Here is a 20,302-nt window from a genome sequence, read left to right as displayed (position 1 = left end):
TCCCCAAAAATCAGGATAACAAGCTAAGAAATGTATATAAAGCTACTAAAATAAGAGAAAATCTTCAGTAACTACCGGAGAGCGCTATTCCGGGTTAGGATGATGACTAGCAATGCTTTGATCTAGATATCGATATTGAATTGTTGAAATTTTATGGACCATAGTCCACAAGATGGCAGTATCAACCTCCTCTGAGCTGTGGCGAGGAAGTCTCCCAGCACGGGGGAGACTTAGGAGATATATATTATGCTCACAGAAGATATTCGTGATTTGTTGAGTGATACTACCGATTTAAACCAGCTGAAATGGGATTTAAATCGCTTGCAACCTGTGGATGTGGGAGAATACATTACACAATTGCCTGAACAACAACGGGCGATCGCATTCCGTTTACTTAACAAAGGTCAGGCAATTGATGTATTTGAATATCTGCCCACAGAGGTACAGGAAGAACTAATTAATTCTCTGCATGATGCCCAGGTAGTGCATCTTGTAGAAGAGATGAGTCCCGACGAACGGGCAGAATTATTTGATGAACTACCTGCTGGGGTAATCAAACGGCTATTGCAAGAACTGAGTCCAGAACAAAGGCAAGCAACAGCAACGATTCTCGGCTATCCAGAAGGTACTGCTGGACGGGTAATGACAACCGAATATGTTCGATTGCGGCAAGGATTGACTGTAGGCGAAGCCTTGAGCAAAATCCGCCGTCAGGACGAAGACAAAGAGTCGATTTACTACGCATACGTCACAGATGACAACCGGACACTAGTGAGAGTAGTTTCACTGCGTCAATTGCTGTTTACTTTTCCCGATGTTTTCATTAAAGATATTTCTAGCGATCGCGTCATCAAAGTTAGAACTGAAACTCCTCAAGAAGAAGTGGCGCGAATTATGCAGCGTTACGATTTAATCGCGATCCCCGTAGTCGATCGGGAAGACCGATTGGTGGGTATTGTCACCATTGATGATGTCATGGATATTTTGGAAGAGGAAGCTACAGAAGATATCCAAAAACTGGCGGGTGTGAGTGGTGATGAAGCAGCTTTATCCTCTCCCTTACTCACCATCCGCAACCGCTTACCTTGGCTGTTGGGGATCATGGCACTATATATTGGTGCAGCCAGTGCGATCGCGCCATTTCAATCTGTAATTGCCGCAGTGCCAGTTTTAGCAGTAATCATGCCGATATTTTCTAACACAGGTGGTACTGTTGGTATTCAATCATTAACAGTAACAATTCGCGGCTTGGGAGTGGGAGAGGTAACACCCAAAGATACCTTGAAAATTCTTCGCAAGGAACTTCTAGCTGGTTTAGGTACAGCCGTAGCTTTAGCCATGACCATGATACTGCTTTCCTTAATTTGGGCGCGACCCCAAGAACGATGGGTGGCTTTAATTGCCGGAATGGTAATGGCAACTAATACAATTGTGGCTGTCACACTCGGCACTTTACTGCCAATGGGTTTGACACGCTTGAAACTTGACCCTGCCTTGGTTAGCGGGCCGTTAGTGACTACAATGCTAGATACAATTGGGTTTTTAACGTTCCTCAGCCTAATTTCTTTAGCTTTAAACGTTTTCCATTTACCAAATTAATGGACGTATGAAAGACCAAGAAAATCTGAAGTATCCTAACGTTTTGAAGCACATTCAGGCAGAGTCTGAAGCCCTAAATTTTCGTATGGCTTCAGACTCGCTGACAGGTTCTTTTCTAAGAACACTTGCTGCGAGCAAACCTGCTGGTATGTTCCTTGAACTGGGCACAGGAACTGGTATGTCTGCTGCTTGGCTTTTGAACGGTATGGATCGGGAATCCAAGCTGATCTCAGTTGACCAAGATGACAAAGTGATAGCTGTTGCCAGAAAGTATTTGGGTCAGGATCGGAGAGTGGTTTTCCATACAGAGGACGCGACGATTTTTTTAGGTAAAATAGCTGCTCAAAGGTTTGATTTTATATTCGCTGATGCATGGGTAGGAAAATATAGCTGTCTTGAGGATACACTCAATTTGCTTAAGTTGGGTGGCTTGTACGTTATTGATGATATGTTGCCTCAAGCCATCTGGTCTGAGGATCAGGCTTCAAAAGCTAGCCAGCTCATTTCAAGCTTAGAATGCAGGAGCGATTTGACGCTTTCAAAAATTAATTGGTCTACAGGGTTAGTAGTTGCAGCGAAAGTTAGAGGGCAGACAGCAGCAGGATTGCCAGGAGAGCGATTTTTTTCGGGGGAGATGGGCAACAATTAAGGTGATTTCTGTAATACCTTGTCCAATTGACAAGCCGCTATACAAATCCTTGATGCTAGAAAGAACAAGTAGCTAATTTGATAGAAGACAGGTGATATCATTTCCTCTGCATCTGTAAATTAAAAAGCTGTAGAGATGCGATCTCTCGTATCTCTATACAAGAAACTAATTGCTATTTATGCCTACTACCACCTGGAATCGTCATCACATTCTTTCACTGGCTGACTTTACTACCGCTGAATACGATACAGTTTTGCAAACTGCGGCCAGTTTTCAAGAGGTGTTATCACGGCGGACAAAGAAAGTACCAACTTTGCAGGGACAAGTGGTGGCGAATTTATTTTTTGAATCATCTACCCGGACTCGCAGCAGTTTTGAACTCGCAGCCAAACGCTTAAGTGCGGATACGCTGAATTTCGCCGCCGCTACATCTTCTATGACTAAGGGAGAAACAATTCTCGACACCGCGAAAACCTATTTGGCTATGGGAACTGATATTATGGTAGTCCGCCATCGAGAGGCAGGAGTACCAAATGCGATCGCATCTGAAATGGATCGTCTAGGTGTACGAGTTAGCGTCCTCAATGCTGGCGATGGTCAACACGAGCATCCTTCCCAAGCACTGCTAGATTTATTTACCATAACTACTCTAATTGACCCAGATCGTCCCCGACTAGAACTTTTAAAAGGGAAAAAGATTGCCATTGTTGGGGATATTCTCCATTCTCGCGTGGCGCGATCAAATATTTGGAGTTTAATTGCCAGTGGTGCCGAAGTGCATCTAGCAGCACCACCAACCCTTTTACCTAAATTCTTTGCTGAGTTTATCTCGGAGGAAGTAGAAGATAGGAATCAGGAGTCAGAAGTCAGGAGTTATTTTCCCAATCCCCAACTTTTTTTACATTGGCAGCTAGAACCAGCTTTGCAGAATGCCGATTTTGTCATGACTTTGCGCCTGCAAAAAGAACGGATGACGGCTTATTTATTGCCTAGTTTGCGAGAATATCATCAACAGTTTGGCATTACACGCACAAAACTGCAACTTTGTAAACCTAATGTCAAAGTTTTGCATCCAGGCCCAGTCAACCGTGGTGTTGAAATTAGTTCTGAATTGATGGATGACCCAGAATTTAGTCTCATTCAATCACAAGTTACCAGCGGTATTGCTGTTCGGATGGCACTCTTGTACCTATTAGGTAGCGGCAAGGCTTAATATAATTTCAGTTGGAAATTTCCTCCCATCGGACTATGTTACGGAAAAATATCTAATCTCATAGAATTTATTACTCTTCCGATCGCATGAGGACAGAATTCTGTAATCTTGGCACACTGGTATCGTAGAAGTTCAGAATTTCATGACTTCTAGAAGTGTCCGAGGTAAATTATGAAACGAATTTTTTTGACGGCAGCAGCCTTACTCAGCACGCTATCCTTAGCTGCTCCCATTCCCGTCAAAGCAGAAAATTCCGCCCCTGTCCGCCGCTTGTTAGAAACTAGAGAATGTTCCGGATGCAATCTAGCAGGAGCTAACCTCAAAGGTGCTCATCTAATCGGTGTTGACTTGAGAAATGCAAATTTAAAAGGAGCTAATCTCCAAGGTGCTAACTTAGAAGGTGCAGATTTAACTGGAGCTAATTTAAAGTCTGCTAATCTCACACAAGCATTTGTTAGCGATACGATGTTAAATAATGCCAATCTTACCAACGTGAATTTGAGTAATTCCCGTTTATATAATAGTGACGTAGATGGCGCTGTTTTAGCTGGTGTTGATTTAAGCGGTGCTGATGTATTTAATACTGCCATTAGCATTGGCGGTGAATACTAATGGTGAGTCATGATTTCCAAGTAATGAGTTAAGAGTTAAACTCTTAACTCTGCACTGACTAAGTTTTATTCGCCGGTAATCGATAGTTCATTAACCCAGATTTTTGGGCAAACTCCCCCTGGTGTTAACTCTGGTTCTTTTTCTACATAAATAATTGACTTCAAGAGTTCCAAGAAATCGCCAGCTACAGTTGCTGATTCAATACTCGTCCTGACACCCTTATTAACTAGCCAACCATCAAACGGTAAAGAAAAGGAACCTTGCAAGGATTTAACTCCAGCATGGAGAGCTTGTAAATCATCGATAAAAATCACATTTTCAGCAGTTTCTAAGCTAAACTCCTGCTCAGGAGTTGCTGTTGAAAATACGTGATAAAAATTGGGACTAACGCTGACTTTTGCGCCAATACTAGCATTACCAGTTGGTTGGGCATTTAACCTTTTAGCAGTACCTGCACTGTGGAGAAAGCTTGTTAAAACGCCATTTTCAATTAGCGAGATTTGACGAGTGGGGGTTCCTTCACCATCGAAAGTTTCTGCACCAACGTTAGCTGGGTGCAATGCATCATCAAAAACTGAAATCAGAGGAGAAGCTATTTGCTTACCTAAATCATCAGCAGTAGATAAACTTTGATTATCTAAAATACTTTGGGCATTGAACAAGTTAGAAAAAGCGCCCAACAGACTTAAGAAAGCTTCCGCTGAGAAAACAACTCGATATTTACCAGTTTTTATTTTTTCATAATTCAAGTGACTGATAGTTTTATCAGCAGTTTCTTTGATGCAACCATTAATATCTAGATTATCTAAATTTTGGTTGATTCTAAAAGCGCCTGCACTGCGCGGTTTTTTGCCATCTTCCTCAGTTTTGCTGTAAAGATAAACTGATGCCAAAGAGTGAGATTCAGTTCTCACTGCGCCGTCGCTATTGAGATAAAATCTGTCAATATCTCTTTGTGACAAACCATTATAAGGTACGCCTTTAATTGCTGGATGAGCTGCTAGTAATTCTTTTTCAGCTACCAACAATTTTTCTATAAGTTCAGCAACAGGTGCTTGGGGCGTTTTATCCTGAGGTTTACTTGGGATAGGAGCAGTAGCCTCTGGACTAAAATCAGGAACATTTTCTTTAACACCAAAGAAACTGGCTTCGTAGGCAGTTTTCAAAGCTAATTCCAGTCCTTTGGGGTCTACATCTGTGGTGCTGGTGACACCCATTGTATTATCTTCATTCCAGACACGAACAGTAACACCAGAGCGGTTTGAAGCTTTGACCTGTTTTGGCTCACCTTGGTCTACTTGCACGCTAGTGTCATCAACTGTTGAACCATAAATGTCGAATTTCTTGATGCCAAGCTTATCAGCATTGTCCTTGGCAGAATTTGCAATTTCATTGATATTCGGCATAGTCAATTTTGGATTTTGGATTTTCTCGCTCCCTGCTTCAGACTGGGAGTGTAATAATGGAGGGCTTAATACCTCCTAGATAAAATAAGTGGCAAAGCCACGAAGAAGGCGTTTCCAGGTAGAACCTGGAAGTTGACGAGTGAATGAGGTTATCTTCCACCGACGGTAATAGAATCAACCTTGATATGAGGTTGTCCGACTGTGGTGTAAATACTGCCACTGACTGAGCCACAAAAACCTGGTGCAATCTCCAAATCTTGAGAACACATGGAAATCTTATTCATAATTTCCTTGGCTTCACCGATGAGAATTGCTCCCTTTAGCGGTTTGGTGATTTTGCCATTTTCAATCAAATAGGCTTCATCAACACTAAAGTTAAATTGACCTGTAGCACCAACGCTACCACCACCCATCTTTTTACAGTAAATACCTTTATCAACAGAGGCAAATAATTCATCATTGCTATATTCGCCAGAATCAATATAAGTATTGCGCATCCGGCTAGCAGCGGCATAGGTATAGTTTTGGCGGCGTCCACTTCCAGTTCTGGGGTGTCCGGTGCGTGCAGAACCTGTTCTATCTGCTAAGAAGTTTTTCAGAACGCCTTTTTCAATTAAGAGGGTTCTTTGAGCAGGCATACCTTCGTCATCCATGTCAATTGTTCCGAAGGCATTTTCAGAGCGCCCTTCATCCCAAGCTGTCAAACTTTCGTGGGCAATTTTTTCACCTTTTTTGTCAGCAAAGGGAGTGGTATTGCGTTCAATTTGAGTGGTTTCGAGTAAGTGTCCGCAGGCTTCATGGAAGATTACGCCGCCAAAGTGATTGGCCATAATGATGGGATAAGTACCCGATTCCACGTAATCTGCGTAGAGCATTTTTCCAGCCGATTCTGCTATTTTCTCGGCGGCTTGTTGAGAATCCCAAGTTCTTAAGAAGTTGGCATCGCTAGTATTACCCGCGCGATCGCCAATTGAGGTACGATTAGCACCATCAGCACATAACAGGTTAAATCCTACTGACTGGGTAAGACGAATATCACGCGCAAAAGTCCCGTCACTAGCAGCGATTAAAACTTCTTGCCAATCCCGGAAATAGCTAGCACGGCGCGATTGGACGTGGCTAGCTTTTTGCTTCAGGTGGGCAGTACCATCTAGAAGGATTTCTCCCATTTCTCGGATGGAGCTACACATCGGTAGCCATGTATCTTTACCTCTTTTGGTGGCGTAATCTCTGAGTAATTCTAGGTTTATTTCTGGGATGAAAGCCTTAGCAGTGGGTAGTTGTAATCCCAAGATAGAAAGACCTTTTTCTAAAGCTGCTTTCAAACCAGAAAACGAAAGGTCATTAGTGCTAACGTAGCAGTCAGCTTTGCCGCGAAATACCCTGACTCCCGCCCCTGTAGACAGACTGGGTGAAATACTCGTAATAGCGTCATCTTCTGCAAGAGAACTAATATAGTTGCGACGCTCTAAAAATAATTCAATGAAATCAGCACCAGCGGCGCGTCCTAGTCCCAGAAGGGTAGCCAGGGGGGCTTCCCAGGTTTCATCGAAACGCTCTGGTGTGGAGGAATATTGGAGAGTGGGAAGTTGATTCGAGAGAAGTAGCGTACTTGTAAGCATGGGTAGCCTCGTCTGCTGGCGTAGTTCAGAGATTTGACTGAAAAATCCTGGTTTGTTCAGTCTAACAAATGAGCAAAAGCCACAGTTGCTAGAAAAGCGTGTGGATTTCCCTCCCCTTTAACAACGCCTTGGCAAATCCGCGCACAGACTAGAAATTTGGAGCTATTTGACGAACAATTCAGAAGTCAGAATACAAAAGCGGAGCAAGGAAAGCTCCGCTGATAATATAAGTATAAAATAAAATACACTTATACTTATGTATTGATCTGACACTCTTCTCAACCAAAGAATCCAGACTTTTCTTCTCAGGTTTATTTACGATTTCCTATTTTCAATGGAATTCTAACTGTTTCTTGCTCTTTAAAAGTCTGACCTGAATTGGAAGTTGGCTCTGTTGATGCTAGATTCTTAAACAAGAGCTTTAGTGTTCGAGTAATAGTTTTAAGAATTTTCATTTTGCTAGCAGTTGGCTTTTGATCGTATCTCAAAACCATTGGAATTTCTACGATTTTTGGTCTGAGGGCTTTGGCTTTCAGCAGTAAATCTATCATGCAAGCAAATCCACTTTCAGTGAATAGATTGTCCCCATAATATATATCCAGTTTACTGAGGAAAGTACGATTATACAGTCTGTAACCACAAGTGTAGTCTTTTACGCCTGGTACACGGGCGGCAATTCTGAAAAGCCAGCTGGCTCCGTAACTCAGCAGCTCTCTAAATTTTGATAAGCCTATGACTTTTGAACCTTTTCGGTATCTAGACGCGATCGCAATATCATAGCTACCAGCTATCATAGTGTCATACATTTTTATTAACAGTTCTGGTGGTTGAGTATTGTCGCAATCCATCGCCGCTAAAAAATCATCTTCTTTAGAAATTTCTAAGAAAGTCGTAAAACCTGTTTTAATTGCTTGACCTAAACCAGCATTTTTGGGATGTTGGACTAATTTCAGTAATATACCTAGTGATTGAGATTCTTCTAAAGCAGTCTGAGCAGTTTGATCGCTACTGCCATCATCGACAAGAATCAGTTCTATCTCTATATTAAAGATTTGTTGCAATCTTTGAAACTTTTTGAACAAGGGTGGAATTGATTCTTGCTCGTTATATGCGGGTAAAAGAACAAAAAGACTCATAAAGACCTCGTGTGATTTTTAAAATAAATGTGATTACTCAAATTTCAAGAATTCAGCAATGCTGATTTTTTGAGAAATTCATCGACTTGTCGAACTACTGCGTTGTTGTTAACGCTATCATTGACCAACTGTGAGGTATTGACAACGAAAAAATCATCGTTTTCAGTACTCACTTTTGGAACAAGGCTTGAATAATTTAAAACTTGTAGTGGCTGTACTTTAATCGCTCGATTAATATGTGCTGCCACAATGTCATCTGCTTTGAGTTCGGGGAACATTGAACGTATACCTTGGAAAAATATTGGACGTAATTCGTCATCTGGTTGTTTTAACAACGGGTCAGTGGAAAGTATATATTTTGGTAGGAATGTAATGTGATACCCTCCTGTCTCTTGTAAAGAAACTAAATTACTCATACCAATAACTCCGGTAAAAGGAATATTTTTATCGGCAATATTTACTACGTAATAAGGAACTAGAGGTTTACGAGTAATCAGTACCATGCAGATTACACCCAGGTATTCTACTGTTTCACCAGTGCTTGAAACTTTCACTAGTTCCTTAGCAGCAACCTGTTGCAAGATATTAACTGGACCAGTAAAGATGACTTTATCAAAATGCTCTTTTTTACCCTGATATTCTACCCACATTCCACCCCCTGGATGAGGTGCGATATATTCAACTGCAACACCTTTGTGGATATGACCTCCAGCCGCGTAAATTAATTTTTCTATATGGTCAAAAACAGTTTTATAACCGCCAGAGACATAACCAAGTTGTTCTTTATTTAATGAAGAATCGCGCGCTGAAAATAGTCGTTTGATATAAGCCCAGATAAAAACTGCTGATATTCGCTTATAGTTTTCTCCTAATTTGGATAAAAGCAAAGGTTTCCAAAGCTTTTCGTATGTGTTTTTACCACCGAGTTTCAATAGCCAATCTTCAACTAAAATCTTCTCTAAGCGCCGCCAGTTATTAAGGCGTGAACCATATAAGAGAGTAAAAGCTAATCTGATTTTACCGATAAGTCCAAATAAAGGAAAACGCAGGAACTCTATAGTGTTACTAATAGAATAAAACTTTTTATTATCATAAAAGCCTGTTAAACTTCGATGCCAACGCAGTTTATCTCCAAGACCAATATCTCTGATAAAATTTATTAAGTGAGTATCAGAAGGTAAGATAACGTGATAAAAGCGATCCCAGGTAAATAATCCGTAATCATGATAGGTAGTAAGTCCACCAAGCTGCTTGTTACTATCAAAGACAGTGACTTTATGTCCTTGATGTGAAAGACGTTGAGCTAATACTAGCCCAGTTATGCCTCCGCCAACGATACCTATATTCATAAATTAAATTTAGATTTTGTGAAAATGTTTTAGAGGATGATGTTCAGAAGCTGTTAATACTAAATAATCTGATTATTTGCCTATCAAGCTATTAATGTACGACTAGAATTACGCCAGTTATAATAACGGAAATGCCTAACCATTGGCTAAACATAACTTCTTCTTTTAAAAGATAATGAGAAGCAATTGGTACAAATGCATACATTAATCCTAAAACTGGAAAGGCTTGACTTAAAGGAATTGTCCGCAATACATAAAGCCACAATATAGTCATAAATGTATAGCAGATAAACCAAATCAAAAAATAACGAGATAATAAGAGATTTTTGAGAGATCCGCTTTCTCCTTTATTAGAGTTAGAAATATAAAGTCCATACTTGAGTGAAAGTTGAGCTGTTGTTCCAAACAAAACAACAAGCATTAAATTTAGCCAAGTAAAAATACTCATTTTAAATTTTTTAAGTAATTAATTATCTAAATTTAAACTTTTTTATGGGATTAACTACTAAAAGAACACCCAAGAAGATAGTGATTACTCCTACTATTCGAGTTAATGTAATCACTTCATTAAAAAAGTAGTATGAACCGAAAAGTATCCCGACATAATTTAAGCTAGTCAGGGGATAAGCAATACTCAATTTTACAGATCGCAGAGCCAATATCCAATTTACTATTCCTAAACAGTAGACAGTAATAGCTAATGATAATTTCTGAAAAAACTCCCAATTCAATACTCCCTCATGTGTATGAATCATGGCATTTTTCATCAGTAATTGTCCACAGATACTAAACAAAATACTCACAAACAAAATAATATAAGGGATTATTTTAAAGTTTGAACTTTTTTGCGACATAGATTTCATCGTACTTTGCCTTAATCAAGATAGTAGGTATGAACTGGGCAGTAAAAAACCAGTTGTTTTGAAGGTTTCATATCTCGGCAAAACCTTCTCTACAATATTGACTTCCACTTCAGTAAATAGATAACAAAATTAGGAAGACTATGTTGAAGTGACTGATATCAAAACGATCGTTGAAGCTCATGCCCTAGAGTTAAAAACTAAATACTATGTCATATTCCAGGATGATTGCTCTATCATGGAAGCGTTCAATATGATTCGCAGTAAAGCACGCTTAATTGTTTTACTGGATTATACTCCCAAGCAAAACAGTTTATTGCTTGGCAATTGGGACAATCAATTTAGAGTTTGCTCAACTGTGAATTACAGATATTTTCTGTGCTACCCAGGTTTGCTCCAAGACTATTTTGAGCGCGATCGCGATAATCTAGTAGTAGATGCAGACATAAAAAGGTTGAGAATTTTGTCACAAATTCTCTCACATACATAAAGTTTGCAGTGTGCGTAGATGTAGCCCGTCGTAAACATCGCTGATGCTGAACTCTGATTCCACCCACATATTCAACAGATGCACCTAAATCAAAATGGATTGCTAGAATTTTTGATTAACCCATTCATTAACTTTCATCAGTTGTATCCTGTTGTAGAAATTTTTTGAAGATACTATCGATCTTCTCAAACTATAAAACCTAGCTGGATTGATAAATATTCTCTATTTGATCCAGGAAAGTTGATTAATGTATTAACATATCATCAAATTTCTCCCGGCTCACAGACTTATTTGTAATCTCGACTGGAAATTAAGCCGATTTATAAAAGTAATGGTTTTTACTCAAGTTGAGTATGTATGCGTGCTCTTTTTGGGCATGGGAACACAATAAGTAATACAAGTCTGACTGGCTGCGTAAATTATACAGAGATAAATCAATCTACAGTAATACGCTTTACAGGTTTATGGGGAATTTTACTGAATGTCCAAATAGAGCCTTTTTAACAAAACAACCAATGCAAACTAGCGTTGGCTAATCAACTTTAAGTTGAAGTTGCTTGCATTAAATTTGAGATATTTCTACACCATTTAGTATTAGGGTTGCTTGATTTCTCGTTCGTAATTTTAAATAGACTTTGTTCTCCAAATTTATTGTTACATGTAATTACTTACTAGAATACCACGAGAAAGGTATGTTGCAAATTTATCGTTATACTTTATCAAAAATTTATCTACTGGCAAATACGCTTAAACAAAAACTTCATAAAACAAAAATCTTCCTCTATCATAAATTTTTGTCCGGGAAATTTGTACATTTATGAAGCAATTTCTGGGTATTTATTAAACTTGTATAAGTAAAGAGTTAATATTAGACTCGATAAATACAAAGCTAAGATTTTACCCAAAGAAAATTGAAACTTGAACAACACTACTTGTGCTGATAATATCACACAACGTTACACTAAATTACAGCCTGAATTTTTAGATAACAATCGAAAGTTTGAATTGTTTTTTGTCTGTTCACAAAAGTCTTCATCTAAATTCACATATCTCAGACAGAGTTAGTAGTCCGCCAATTTTCCTTGACTGGATAGAGGTTTTTCTATTGTTTGGACTCATTCTCCTCACAAAAATCTATTGGTAATAACGATTCACAATCTAAACTGAATCTGCCAAGGTGCTAATATTAAACTTCAAATCAAGCTAATAGCTGCAAAGTATGCAATTTAATTAGTACTCTTTTTAACCAAGTAGGCAGTAGCTAAAACAATAGATAGTGGTATAAAAAAACAACGCTAAGTTCCCTTGGTTGGATATAGGTTTCTCTAGGTTGTTTTCCTATTATTTGGACTCATTATCCTGTAAAAGTCTGTTGGTAATGACGAAGACAATGATTAATAATCCAAACTGAATCTGCCAAGGTGCTAATACTAAAGTTAAGATCAAGCTAATCGCTGCGAATACACCTGCAAGATATGCTATCTCATCAGTACTCTTTTTAAAGAAATAGCCAGTAGCTAAAGCAGTACATAGTGGTATCAAGAAAAACAAAGGCATTTTATTAACCTCTGAACTAAAGGTTACAGTGTTTTTAAAACAAATTTTTTGGAAGTGTGGTTAATTTTACATCCAATGAGGTTTTGGCTACAATAGTCGAGCGAAATAAATATGATAGAAAATCAAGATTATGCAACGTCGTATATTACGCCAATTGGAATAATTATTGCGACACATGAAGCGCTTAAAAGCTTGACAACTCTTTTTTTGTGGTCGATGGTGTGCGCGGCAAGCTTTAAAAGTACGTATGATGTGGTATGCGAAGTTGCATAGTGTTTAAGAACAGACAATTACTATGGGTGATGCTACTTTTGCCTTCTCCCGACTCAGCCAAGGTGCTAATACTAGACAAATTCTCATTCATCTACGCAAATTGAAAAGGTTATAAAACTTGCGTAAGTGCGTTTTGTCTATTTCGCCAATTTTACTCTTGTGAGCAATCATCTGATAAATTAGCTTAAAACTTTGACCTTGCGCCAGGATAAGGATCTAGCATATTACCTTTAGAAGTAGCATTTTCATTTTAGATACCTAATGCTGAACATTCCTCAATTACTGGCAACTGAAATAAACCTCAAATCCCATCAGGTGCAAAACGCGCTGGAACTTTTGGCGGAGGGTGCAACAATTCCCTTTATTGCACGTTACCGTAAAGAGCGCACCGATGAAATGAATGAGGTGCAACTACGGGAACTGGCTGATCGATATACTTATTTAACAGAACTGGAAGAACGGAAATCGGTGATTTTAAGTGCGATCGCCCAACAAGGTAAACTTACAGATGAACTTAAAGCCAAAATCTCATCCTGCTTACAAAAAACTGAACTTGAGGATTTATACTTACCCTATCGACCAAAGCGCCGCACCCGCGCCACCATCGCTAGAGAAAAAGGACTCGAACCACTAGCAGAATTCATCAAGTCGCTAAATGTCAAAAATGCTGCAATTGCATCCTTAGAGGAAGAAGCAGCTAAGTATATTTCGGAAACGCAGAAAGTAAAAACAGCAGAAGAAGCGCTCAAAGGTGCTGCTGATATTTTGGCGGAAGAAGTCGCTGAAAAAGCTGAGCTACGCGCATATATCCGTGACTATCTTTTAGAAGAAGGGGTATTTGTCTCCCGCATCAAAGATGATTATCCCGAAGGTACAACCAAATTTGAGATGTACCGTAACTATCAAATTAGAGTAAAAAATATTGCACCCCACAATATGCTGGCGTTGTGTCGAGGTGAAACGGAGAAAGTATTAAGCTTTGAAATTGCTTTCGATGAAGATACGGTACTTTACTATCTTGAGTCGAAAGAAATCAAAACCAAAGTACGGACAATTCGGGATTTTTATCAGGCGATGCTGAAGGATGCATTCAACCGTTTGATGACAATCTCTCTCATGGGAGAGGTAATTTCTGAGAATAAAGTCTATGCAGACATGGAATCAATCAAGACATTTGAAACTAATCTGCGAGAGTTACTGCTGTCTGCACCAGCAGGAATGAAACCAACACTGGCGATAGACCCTGGATTTAGAACTGGGTGTAAGGTTGCTGTCCTCGACCAAACGGGGAAATTTTTGGAATATCAGGCGGTATTTCCCCACCAAGCGGCTGAACAACGACTCAAAGCTGCACAAACTGTCAAAAATCTAATTGAAAAGTACAAAATTGAGTTAATCGCCATCGGTAACGGTACAGCGTCCCGTGAGACAGAGGAATTTGTCACGCAAGTATTGCAAACCATAGAACGCAAACCAGTTAAGGTGATGGTGAATGAGTCTGGCGCATCTATATATTCTGCTAGTATTGTGGCGCTAGAAGAATTTCCCGATTTAGATATTACCGTGCGCGGCGCAATTAGCATCGGTCGCCGTTTGCAAGACCCTTTGGCGGAACTGGTGAAAATCGATCCTAAATCTATTGGTGTGGGACAATATCAGCACGATGTCGATCAGAAGTTGCTGAAAAGGAAATTGGATGACACTGTAGAAAGCTGCGTCAACTACGTCGGCGTAGATTTAAACACCGCATCCAAAGAACTTTTAACTTCCGTCTCTGGGATTACGGCAACAGTAGCCAATAATATTGTCGCTCATCGCAACCAGCATGGAGCCTTTAAAAATCGCCGACAGCTGTTGAAAGTTCCGAAGTTGGGGCCAAAAGCTTTTGAACAAGCAGCAGGTTTTCTGCGGATTCGCGGCGGTGACAACCCTTTAGATAATACAGCAGTACATCCAGAGAGTTATTCTGTAATAGAAGCGATCGCATCCGATCTAAATGTGCCATTAAATCAGGTGACACAAATTGCCGAAAAACTCAAAAAAACCAACCTGAAGAAATACGTTACCGATAGCATCGGCGAACCCACACTGCGCGACATCCTCAGCGAACTCGAAAAACCAGGTAGAGATCCTCGTGCTGAGTTTAAGTATGCCACCTTCAGAGAAGGAATTAAGGAAATCAGGGACTTAAATGTGGGAATGGAACTAGAGGGAATTGTGACGAACGTCGCCAACTTTGGAGCCTTTGTGGATATTGGCGTACATCAAGATGGCTTAGTGCATATATCCCAACTTGCAGATAGATTTATAGACGATCCCAACAAAGTGGTCAAAGTTGGACAAGTAGTGAAAGTGCAGGTGTTAGAAATCAACGAGAAACTCAAACGGATTAGTTTGTCGATGAAAGTAGTTAAACAATAATTAGAAACAGCAGATGGCAGTTTATCAAGTTCGATTTATCAATCCTACATTTGGATTAGATCGCACCATTCCAGTACCAGACGATCAATATATTTTGGATATGGCGGAAGAAGCTGGTATCCGCCTACCATCTGGGTGTAAACAAGGCGAATGTTCTGCGTGTATTGCTAAACTGATAAGTGGTGAAGTCGATCAAAGCGAGCAAAAATTTCTGCGTCCAAATGAAATACAGGCTGGTTATGTTGTTACTTGTGTAACTTATCTTTTGTCTGATTGTACTTTAGAAACCCATCAAGAACAAGTCTTATATAAATCAGCCCTTTATTATAAGCCTGATTCGGGAAAATCTGAGTAATTTTTGCCTTGTGACATTAAATTAATCTTAAATTTCTAGGGGGCGTTAAGTTTCTTTAACGCCCCCTTCAAAATATTGCAATATGTTAGACATCTTCAGAAATTAATATGCGTTATCCACAACCCTTGTAGAGATGTAGTACTGCTATGTCTCTACTCCTATGTCTAATGTATAGGCGTACAGATGTGCGCCTATAAAATGTATTTAAAACCGCTATATTTTTATCAATGATAGACCTAATGGTAGAAATAAATTCTATCTTGCAAGGGAGGTGAAACCCTAGCAAATAGTCAAAGATGATATAAGAAGTCGTAAAAAAATCTCTAGTTATTAGGTAAAAACAATGTTGACTCCATTTTTAACCGCGCTAGCTACAGCTTTGAGCCTGTTGATTGTTGATATAGTTGTTCCAGGCGTTAATATTGCTAATTTCCCCGCAGCTTTGATTGCTGCTTTTGTAATTGGTCTAATTAACGGTTCAGTTAAACCAGTTTTATCTGCTCTTTCTTTACCACTTAACTTTCTCTCATTTGGAGCATTTTCGCTCGTTGTCAACGGTTTGTGTTTTTGGTTAGCAGCAGTGCTAGTTCCTGGGTTCGCAGTTCGCGGAATTATTGGTTTCCTGCTTGGGCCAGTAATTTTAACTTTTGCTAGCACCTTTATTAACAACTACTTTGTTGAAAGAAACCTTTTAACCAGCAGTGGTGATGTAAAGAATCAAGCTGAATTACCTTCTTCTAGATAAGTTAGAACCAGTAGAAACGCAAGTTTAATCACGTTTCTCACCTACATAAAATCTCCGAAGGTGGATTTCCTAATTCGGCATCTCAAATGTAATTAAACAAAATCACCAAGTTGTAACATCATGAAATTAGTTCGTTTTCTTTTAGGTTTGCTAGTTCCTCCTTTAGGTGTTTTCTTGACAGTTGGAGTTGGCCCGACTCTGATTATTAACATTGTGCTAACAGTTTTAGGTTGGCTTCCCGGTAGTATTCATGCAATTTGGGTTATAGCCAAGCATGACGAACAAGTTAATGGAGAAGGACGTATTTACTAATACGCAATCAGAGTTTTATAAATGGGTAATTGTTGCACGACAATTACCCATTTACTATTTTCTCTAATACAGTGCAATAGTAAAGCCCTCATCCCCCAACCCCTTCTCCCCAAATTGGGAGAAGGGGAGCTAATTTCAAAGTTTCAAACAAAGTCCCTCTCCCCAGATGGGGAAAGGGATTTAGGGTGAAGGCTTTTGATTCATACAAAAATCTAATGAAAACTACTGTTTCCACAAAAGTAGGGTGAGAATTTCCCACCCTACTTTTGTAAGTCAATTAAACGTTAAAACAGTCTATTTATGAATAGTCTCCCGCTCTTTATCAGCAGGTTGCTTATCTTTGAATAAGTCAGCCGCCGTTAAGAGTAACTGCCTCAACGTTTGTTTGATTTGGCGCTCTTTTCTTGCTAAAGATGTACCAGCTTCACCTAATTGCTCTTCTAGTTGCGATCGCTTCTGTTCTACCTGTACAGCCATCGACTCTGCTTGGGGACGAGCTTTATCATACCAGTGTTTAGCCTCCTCTAGATAATCTTGAACTTCCATATTCCGCCCGCCATAGCGTGCAGCCATATTAGCTCGGACAATGGCTAGCTGCGCTTGCAGTTGCGCGTAACGTTTCTTTAACAATCCGACTTCTTCACTATCTTTAATAGCATTGACAGCAGAATCAATGGCAGTTTTGGTACTCGCAGGTTTTTCCTTACCCGTCTCTTCAATTTCTGCCAAAATTACATCAACCTCTTGCTGGAGTTGTTCTTCTTCACCATCAAGTTGGGCTTGTAGCCGCTTAATATCTGTTTGAGTTTGAGCAATGCTTTCGTGTCTTTTGCTATTAATTCCTTCCAACGCTCCTTCAATGGAAGCTGTCACTTCATCTTTGAGTTCGCTACCTTTTTCTTGGAAGTTTTCAACTACAGCAGAAACTGCATCTTTCACAATGCTACGAACTTCACTAGAACCTTGTTGAAATTCAGAAGCTACTTGAGAAACTGCGGATTTCACAATTTCTCGAATCCGCTCAGTTCTTAATTGTCCAGTTTCTTTTGCTTGTTGCAGATCGGCTTGAATTTGTTGCTTGATATTGTTAGGCATTTTCAACTCTTGGGATTTAACTAATTTGGATAAAAGTTTCTAGAAATGTTCCTACATCCACATTATGGCGTAGCCCAATCTGGCTCGGTACTTCCTTTAGATAGAAAATTCCAGTCCCTAAGAGGTGATGTGTAAGATGTTGCCAATTTGTGAGATGATGAATATTTAGTGGTAGTAATTGGGAGTAAAATATGTGGCAAGTAAATATTACTTGTTCGGGTGATGCCTGGAAGATTTATGGGATTGAATTTAAAGCGATCGCAGAGAAATATCAAGGTGAATTGATTGGTTCCAAAAAAATGCCAGATGGTACGCGCATCATGTCATATAAAATTGAGGATGTTAGTGATGCAGAAGCTTTTCAAGAAGATTGTGCAAATTTTTCTGGATTTACAACTGACTTTGAATCCCTCTAGTATTGGTTCTGATACTTATGCCTGCAACTAGTATGTCCAAATCTGGAGAAGTTAATTGAAAAAACTACTTACATTAGTATTAGCAACGTTTTTGTTATTAATCAGTACTTTTACTTTACCTGCTAGTGCAGCAGACACAGTTAACGGTGAACAAATATTTAGCGTTCATTGTGCTGGTTGTCATATCAACGGCAGCAATATAATTCGGCGAGGTAAAAATCTCAAAAAGCAAGCCCTGAAAAAGTATGCTATGGATTCAATAGAGGCAGTTACATCTATAGTAACCAATGGTAAAAATAATATGTCAGCTTACAAAGAGCGTCTCAGCGAACAGCAAATTCAAGACGTTACTGCTTACGTTCTCGAACAAGCTGAAAAAGGCTGGCATTAAAAAGTTAGGAGTTAGGAGAGACGCAATTAATCGCGTCTGTACGTTAGAAGTTAGGAATTAGGAATTATCAGTTATGATTTATTTATTAGTAATTCTTAAGTCTTCCCATTCCTAACTTTTCACTCCTAAATCGAAAATGAACTTACCCGCAGCTAGTCGTCTCCAATTTACTCCTGATTTGAACATCTGCCGCATATTAAATGGGATGTGGCAAGTCTCTGGCGGACATGGACAGATCAATCCCCAAGTCGCTATTGAGACTATGTTCAAATATGTAGATGCAGGCTTTACCACTTGGGATTTAGCAGATCATTATGGCCCTGCAGAAGACTTTATTGGTGAGTTTCGCTGTGAACTAATTGATACTCGTGGGAAAGATGCTTTATCTCAGGTGCAAGCCTTTACAAAATGGGTGCCTCGTCCAGGCAAAATGACAAAAAAACTGGTTGAGGAAAATATTGATATTTCGTTGAGAAGGATGAATGTGCAATCGTTAGATTTGATGCAATTCCACTGGTGGGAATATCAGGATAAAAATTATCTGGATGCCCTAAAATATATGGCAGAACTTCAGACTGAGGGCAAAATTAAGCATCTAGGTTTAACTAATTTTGACACGGAAAACTTAAAGATTATTACTGAAGCAGGTATCAAAATTGTTTCTAACCAAGTGCAATTTTCCCTTATTGACCGCCGCCCTGAAGTTAATATGGTGGAGTTCTGTCAACAGCATGACATAAAGCTTTTTACTTATGGTACACTGTGCGGCGGTTTGTTATCAGAAAACTATTTAGGTAAACCGGAACCACGAGGATTTGATCTATCTACTGCTAGTTTGAAGAAATATAAAAATATGATCGATGCTTGGGGTGGTTGGCAATTATTTCAAGAGTTGCTGGCTATTTTAAAGGAAATTGCTAATAAGCATGACGTAAGCATTTCCAACGTAGCAGTGCGTTACATTTTGGATCAACCAACAGTGGGCGGTGTGATAGTTGGTGCCAGACTTGGGGTATCTGAACATATAGAAGATAACGCCAAAGTATTTAGTTTTAGTTTAGATGCAGACGATCGCGATCGCATCAATGCAGTATCTCGCCAATCACGCGATTTGTACCAGATCATCGGCGATTGTGGCGACGAATATCGCCGATAATTTCGGGAAAAAGGTGATAATACGGTGAAGGTTACTGTGGAAACTACTGCTGTCAGCTATGCCCCTAAACTTCACCTTCACCCTCAGTCAACAGCAAACTTTTGAACTGCGCTGTAATTATGGCTCACGTCGCCTGAATAAAGCAGAGTTGGGAGCGCTGATTAATTTGTGTGAAGAAAATTAGTACGCGAAACATTAAGACACCCTACCCTATCTCACCTAGTTGGGACGGCAATTATTATTGTTTAAATCTAGACTATTATTTTTATTTTTTTGATGGCGTTGCATAATTAAAGGATAAACTATCCATATTGTGCATCTAACCTTACCCGTAAGAATGGGCATCGTCGTGGTAAACAAAACTACATCTGTACCAATTGCGACGTGCGTTTTGCCCCGCTCTGCTAACGCCAATTTCTAGAATCATATTCAAAACGCGGATACAACGACGAAATTAAACAATAATGTGCTAACCATGTATGTGAATGGCATTGGTTTGAGCGCCACCCTAAGTCCCTCTCCCAAGCTTGGGAGAGGGACTTAGGGTGGCGCTCAAACCAATGCCATTCACATACATGGTTAGCACATTATTGTTTAATTTCGTCGTTGTATCCGCGTTTTGAATATGATTCTAGAAATTGGCGT

Annotated in this window: 21 protein-coding genes and 2 pseudogenes; 14 read left to right on the top strand and 9 right to left on the bottom strand. The window is 39.5% G+C overall.

The features are described 5' to 3' along the window. Positions 1-246 precede the first annotated feature (246 nt). The 4 genes from mgtE to ACFE93_RS21820 all read left to right on the top strand — a co-directional run bounded on the left by mgtE (position 247) and on the right by ACFE93_RS21820 (position 4,073). Positions 247-1,599, top strand: coding sequence for a magnesium transporter (gene mgtE, locus ACFE93_RS21835; protein WP_375476150.1), 1,353 nt, complete (start codon positions 247-249; stop codon positions 1,597-1,599). Between the two features lie 7 nt (positions 1,600-1,606). Beyond that, positions 1,607-2,248 carry an O-methyltransferase gene (locus tag ACFE93_RS21830; protein ID WP_375476148.1) on the top strand — a complete coding sequence of 214 codons (642 nt, stop codon included), beginning with the start codon at positions 1,607-1,609 and terminating at the stop codon, positions 2,246-2,248. 178 nt (positions 2,249-2,426) lie between these two features. Further along, positions 2,427-3,461 (top strand): aspartate carbamoyltransferase catalytic subunit, encoded by a 1,035-nt coding sequence (locus ACFE93_RS21825; RefSeq protein ID WP_375476146.1) that lies wholly within the window; start codon positions 2,427-2,429, stop codon positions 3,459-3,461. Positions 3,462-3,632: 171 nt separating this feature from the next. Continuing rightward, entirely contained in the window at positions 3,633-4,073 is a 441-nt protein-coding gene (locus ACFE93_RS21820) for a pentapeptide repeat-containing protein (RefSeq protein ID WP_322704580.1), read from the top strand. 65 nt (positions 4,074-4,138) lie between these two features. Here ACFE93_RS21820 and ACFE93_RS21815 read toward each other — a convergent pair whose 3' ends face one another. The 6 genes from ACFE93_RS21815 to ACFE93_RS21790 form a co-directional block, all read right to left on the bottom strand. Further along, complete coding sequence (locus ACFE93_RS21815) at positions 4,139-5,479, bottom strand: TldD/PmbA family protein (protein WP_375476144.1); 1,341 nt, start codon at positions 5,477-5,479, stop codon at positions 4,139-4,141. Between the two features lie 149 nt (positions 5,480-5,628). Then, a complete protein-coding gene (locus ACFE93_RS21810) occupies positions 5,629-7,101 on the bottom strand; it encodes a TldD/PmbA family protein (RefSeq protein WP_375476142.1) in 1,473 nt (490 codons plus the stop codon). Positions 7,102-7,412: 311 nt separating this feature from the next. Beyond that, on the bottom strand, positions 7,413-8,237 hold the full coding sequence (locus ACFE93_RS21805) for a glycosyltransferase family 2 protein (protein ID WP_375476140.1): 825 nt from the start codon (positions 8,235-8,237) through the stop codon (positions 7,413-7,415). 44 nt (positions 8,238-8,281) lie between these two features. After that, positions 8,282-9,586, bottom strand: coding sequence for an NAD(P)/FAD-dependent oxidoreductase (locus ACFE93_RS21800; RefSeq protein ID WP_375476138.1), 1,305 nt, complete (start codon positions 9,584-9,586; stop codon positions 8,282-8,284). 91 nt (positions 9,587-9,677) lie between these two features. Then, the gene (locus ACFE93_RS21795; protein ID WP_292784161.1) at positions 9,678-10,034 is read right to left on the bottom strand and encodes an EamA family transporter; all 357 of its coding nucleotides are present in this window, start codon (positions 10,032-10,034) and stop codon (positions 9,678-9,680) included. A gap of 22 nt (positions 10,035-10,056) precedes the next feature. Further along, complete coding sequence (locus ACFE93_RS21790; RefSeq protein ID WP_375476170.1) at positions 10,057-10,440, bottom strand: EamA family transporter; 384 nt, start codon at positions 10,438-10,440, stop codon at positions 10,057-10,059. A 157-nt stretch (positions 10,441-10,597) separates the two neighbouring features. On the opposite strand from ACFE93_RS21790, the gene ACFE93_RS21785 reads away from it, so the two are divergent. Then, a complete protein-coding gene (locus tag ACFE93_RS21785) occupies positions 10,598-10,936 on the top strand; it encodes a hypothetical protein (RefSeq protein WP_375476136.1) in 339 nt (112 codons plus the stop codon). A 1,341-nt stretch (positions 10,937-12,277) separates the two neighbouring features. On the opposite strand, the gene ACFE93_RS21780 is transcribed toward ACFE93_RS21785, so the two are convergent. Further along, positions 12,278-12,493 (bottom strand): hypothetical protein, encoded by a 216-nt coding sequence (locus ACFE93_RS21780; RefSeq protein ID WP_375476134.1) that lies wholly within the window; start codon positions 12,491-12,493, stop codon positions 12,278-12,280. A 534-nt stretch (positions 12,494-13,027) separates the two neighbouring features. Here ACFE93_RS21780 and ACFE93_RS21775 point away from each other — a divergent pair. The 4 genes from ACFE93_RS21775 to ACFE93_RS21760 all read left to right on the top strand — a co-directional run bounded on the left by ACFE93_RS21775 (position 13,028) and on the right by ACFE93_RS21760 (position 16,599). After that, the gene (locus tag ACFE93_RS21775) at positions 13,028-15,187 is read left to right on the top strand and encodes a Tex family protein (RefSeq protein WP_375476132.1); all 2,160 of its coding nucleotides are present in this window, start codon (positions 13,028-13,030) and stop codon (positions 15,185-15,187) included. Between the two features lie 13 nt (positions 15,188-15,200). Further along, on the top strand, positions 15,201-15,542 hold the full coding sequence (locus ACFE93_RS21770) for a 2Fe-2S iron-sulfur cluster-binding protein (protein WP_375476130.1): 342 nt from the start codon (positions 15,201-15,203) through the stop codon (positions 15,540-15,542). 343 nt (positions 15,543-15,885) lie between these two features. Next, a complete protein-coding gene (locus ACFE93_RS21765; RefSeq protein ID WP_375476128.1) occupies positions 15,886-16,287 on the top strand; it encodes a phage holin family protein in 402 nt (133 codons plus the stop codon). A gap of 120 nt (positions 16,288-16,407) precedes the next feature. Next, positions 16,408-16,599, top strand: coding sequence for a YqaE/Pmp3 family membrane protein (locus tag ACFE93_RS21760; protein ID WP_375476126.1), 192 nt, complete (start codon positions 16,408-16,410; stop codon positions 16,597-16,599). Between the two features lie 294 nt (positions 16,600-16,893). Here the strand turns inward: ACFE93_RS21760 and ACFE93_RS21755 are convergent, their stop codons facing one another. Continuing rightward, complete coding sequence (locus ACFE93_RS21755) at positions 16,894-17,694, bottom strand: histidine kinase (RefSeq protein ID WP_375476124.1); 801 nt, start codon at positions 17,692-17,694, stop codon at positions 16,894-16,896. Between the two features lie 191 nt (positions 17,695-17,885). Between ACFE93_RS21755 and ACFE93_RS21750 the strand changes: the two genes are divergently transcribed. From ACFE93_RS21750 to ACFE93_RS21730, 5 genes and pseudogenes are all read left to right on the top strand, one after another. Further along, on the top strand, positions 17,886-18,110 hold the full coding sequence (locus tag ACFE93_RS21750) for a hypothetical protein (protein ID WP_375476122.1): 225 nt from the start codon (positions 17,886-17,888) through the stop codon (positions 18,108-18,110). A 55-nt stretch (positions 18,111-18,165) separates the two neighbouring features. Then, entirely contained in the window at positions 18,166-18,501 is a 336-nt protein-coding gene (gene petJ, locus ACFE93_RS21745) for a cytochrome c6 PetJ (RefSeq protein ID WP_375476120.1), read from the top strand. A 136-nt stretch (positions 18,502-18,637) separates the two neighbouring features. Beyond that, positions 18,638-19,657, top strand: a complete 1,020-nt coding sequence (locus ACFE93_RS21740; protein WP_375476118.1) for an aldo/keto reductase — start codon at positions 18,638-18,640, stop codon at positions 19,655-19,657. A gap of 58 nt (positions 19,658-19,715) precedes the next feature. Then, on the top strand, positions 19,716-19,841 hold the full coding sequence (locus tag ACFE93_RS21735) for a hypothetical protein (RefSeq protein WP_375476116.1): 126 nt from the start codon (positions 19,716-19,718) through the stop codon (positions 19,839-19,841). A gap of 113 nt (positions 19,842-19,954) precedes the next feature. Further along, positions 19,955-20,156, top strand: a pseudogene (locus tag ACFE93_RS21730) (hypothetical protein); the annotation flags it as partial. A gap of 54 nt (positions 20,157-20,210) precedes the next feature. On the opposite strand, the pseudogene ACFE93_RS21725 reads toward ACFE93_RS21730, so the two are convergent. Then, a pseudogene (locus ACFE93_RS21725) lies at positions 20,211-20,302 on the bottom strand (IS1 family transposase); the annotation flags it as partial.

Source organism: uncultured Nostoc sp., from assembly GCF_964247315.1.
Classification (GTDB): domain Bacteria; phylum Cyanobacteriota; class Cyanobacteriia; order Cyanobacteriales; family Nostocaceae; genus Nostoc.
Note: the sequence above shows the minus strand (reverse complement) of the source record. Positions and strands in the feature narration are given on the sequence as shown.